2 protein-coding genes are annotated in these 2,398 nt (G+C 27.1%); both read right to left on the bottom strand.

Features of this window, described 5'->3' with window-relative positions; all coding sequences use genetic code 11:
• Positions 1 to 102: 102 nt before the first annotated feature.
• Complete coding sequence (locus AVBRAN12654_RS09225) at positions 103 to 294, bottom strand: hypothetical protein (protein ID WP_214120583.1); 192 nt, start codon at positions 292 to 294, stop codon at positions 103 to 105.
• A gap of 160 nt (positions 295 to 454) precedes the next feature.
• Positions 455 to 1,507 (bottom strand): phage head morphogenesis protein, encoded by a 1,053-nt coding sequence (locus AVBRAN12654_RS09220; RefSeq protein ID WP_336614368.1) that lies wholly within the window; start codon positions 1,505 to 1,507, stop codon positions 455 to 457.
• Positions 1,508 to 2,398 lie beyond the last annotated feature (891 nt).

Genomic DNA, 2,398 nt, shown 5'->3' with positions numbered 1-2,398 from the left:
TTAAAAACAAAAATAAAAAACTTATCGTAATTTTTTATTATAAGCCCAATTCTAATAAAATTTAAATAGAAAAATAAAAACCTATAATTACCAAAATTTTTATTATTGCTTTTTTGCAAGACCTGCTTTTATGTCTAAATCACTAAGCTTATTTATGCTTTTTGTTAGATTATTCATTTTATCAGTGCTAAGCTTTGCAATTTTACCTAGCTTTTCTAATCTTTCTTGTTGGGTCTTTAGCTTATCAAATCCGCCTAAGGCTAACTTTAGCCCTAAGCCAAACTGCACATCCATTAAGCTCTCCTTAATATTGTTTATTTATAATGCCCCTGCGATGAGTTAGATGGCTACTAACTCGGGTAAAGGGGTTAAACTGCACTGATATCGCTACTTTGCAGAAAGCCTTAAGCATTAGCCAATGCCGTTTATTCGTTGGTTCCCCAAACGCCACCATTTATTCCCACTTTCTTTCCTGTGTAATAGATGTAACAATAGCTTCATTCTTGCTAGTCTTTTTAATAGCTAAGCGATAATAAGTGCCTAAATGACTAACTACTACTTCAGCCTGTGAATGTGCTTTTGAAAGTGTTTTACTTTTAATGTTTTTTAACATTTGCGGTATCATTGCATAATCATAAGATGTTATATGTTTTCTGTGCTTATGAGTAAAAACATTTTCCAAGCTTACAAATAATGGCAAGTCTTGTCCTAAAATATCACAATTACCTACTTTTAAAAGTTTTCCTTTATAGTTTTGCTCTTTCTCATCATTAAATACCTTTTTTATAGTGTTATAATTGTTTCTAACTTCTTTTATTTGCATTAAGCTTTCTTTTATCCTAGTATTAACTGCCTTATGTACCTCGTGAGGTAAGCCTTTTACCTGCTCGTTTAAATACTCTGTTAAGTTTTGGATTTTTTGCTCGTATGATTTTATACCATTTTTAAAGCCATCATCAGGGATATTTAAAAGCGGTGCTTTTTTTCCCGTATAGCCCAAATCTCTTGCTTCATCTTCACTTAATGCTTGAACTTTACACCTGCAATTAAATCCTTTAGGCGGATAATTATCATCCCAAAAATGGTCATCCTTAGGTAAAATAAGTCCGTGAAAGGCTTTATGACTATCTCTAGTTCTATTATCCATAATTGCTACATATCTTAAGTAAGGCTTATCGCTAATTAGTTGTTTTTCATATCTTGCAAAGCTATATACTTGTCTTAGGTTTTGATTAAAGACAACTTTTAAATGGTGTTTATAAAGTCCGCTAATGCTTTCTAGCTCTTTTACGCAATATTTAAAGCCTACACCATTAAATAAGCCTTTTTTAAGTATGCTATGCATTCTTTTAAGTGTTTCAATTTCATTTATCCCACTTATTAAAAATATGCGATTATATGCACTAAAGCGTAATTTATCTAAATCATAATCTTTAGGTAATTTATCATCAAAGTATTTAATTGCGTCTAAAGGGTTTAGTTTAAAAATATTGCTTAAATCATTCATCACTTAAGCCTTTTAACTAATATTTGTTAAAACTTAAGCTATTATGTTTTCTAGTTTGTCTTGTTTTATGCCTTAATTAAGTAGTTTATTCACAGCGTCTTCATAAGAATTTGAGTTTTCAAGGACTTTTAAAATTGTTCTTATAAATCCTTATCTAAATCATTACCCAACATCATTAAATCTATATTATCCACAGCTTATTTATTTCATTAAAAAAGCTTTTAAAAACATTATTTATCCTATAAAGGTATAAAATTAGTTTGCATAGTTTTATTATTTAAATATTTTAAACCTATATAAAACTTAATCCTACCCCCCCCCAACATAAAAACTTATATCCTAATTATGTTTTATATGCGTAATAAATACTTTTATATAATCAATCTAATTAATTTAATTACTTAATAAGCTTAGAATTAACTTACTCTAAAGTATTAATTAAGTTTAATTTTTATTACTTTAAATCACTAATTAAACTTAGCATAAAAACAATTACTTATCTTCTAAAAACAATCTAAGCCCTAATTACTGCAAAAGAATTTAAATCCAAATTTTATATAAGCTTAATTTTTAAATACTTCGTTTTTTAAAAACTTCGTTTTAAATAAACTTTATTGGATATAAACTTTGCTATACATAAACCTAGTTTTAAAAACTTCTTTTACAGACATTTCGTTTTTTAAAAACTTCGTTTTAAATAAACTCTATTTAAATAAACCTAATTTTATAAACACCTCATTTACTACTAATATTGCTTATTAAAGATAAAGATTTGATAGCATAAATAAGAAATTTGCTACCAATAATATTACTTAATTAAAATTAGAAAAAATAATATTAAATCGCAATCCTTCACTACCAATATTATTTTTCAACCACTCATATTACCTT

Source organism: Campylobacter sp. RM12654, assembly GCF_020137585.1.
Lineage (GTDB): Bacteria > Campylobacterota > Campylobacteria > Campylobacterales > Campylobacteraceae > Campylobacter_E.
This window is presented reverse-complemented; position numbering and strand designations above follow the sequence as displayed.

What these genes read in the sequence shown, in the direction of transcription:
- AVBRAN12654_RS09225 (WP_214120583.1), bottom strand. Translation starts at nt 294, where the DNA reads ATGGATGTGCAGTTTGGCTTAGGGCTAAAGTTAGCCTTAGGCGGATTT.
- AVBRAN12654_RS09220 (WP_336614368.1), bottom strand. Translation starts at nt 1,507, where the DNA reads ATGAATGATTTAAGCAATATTTTTAAACTAAACCCTTTAGACGCAATT.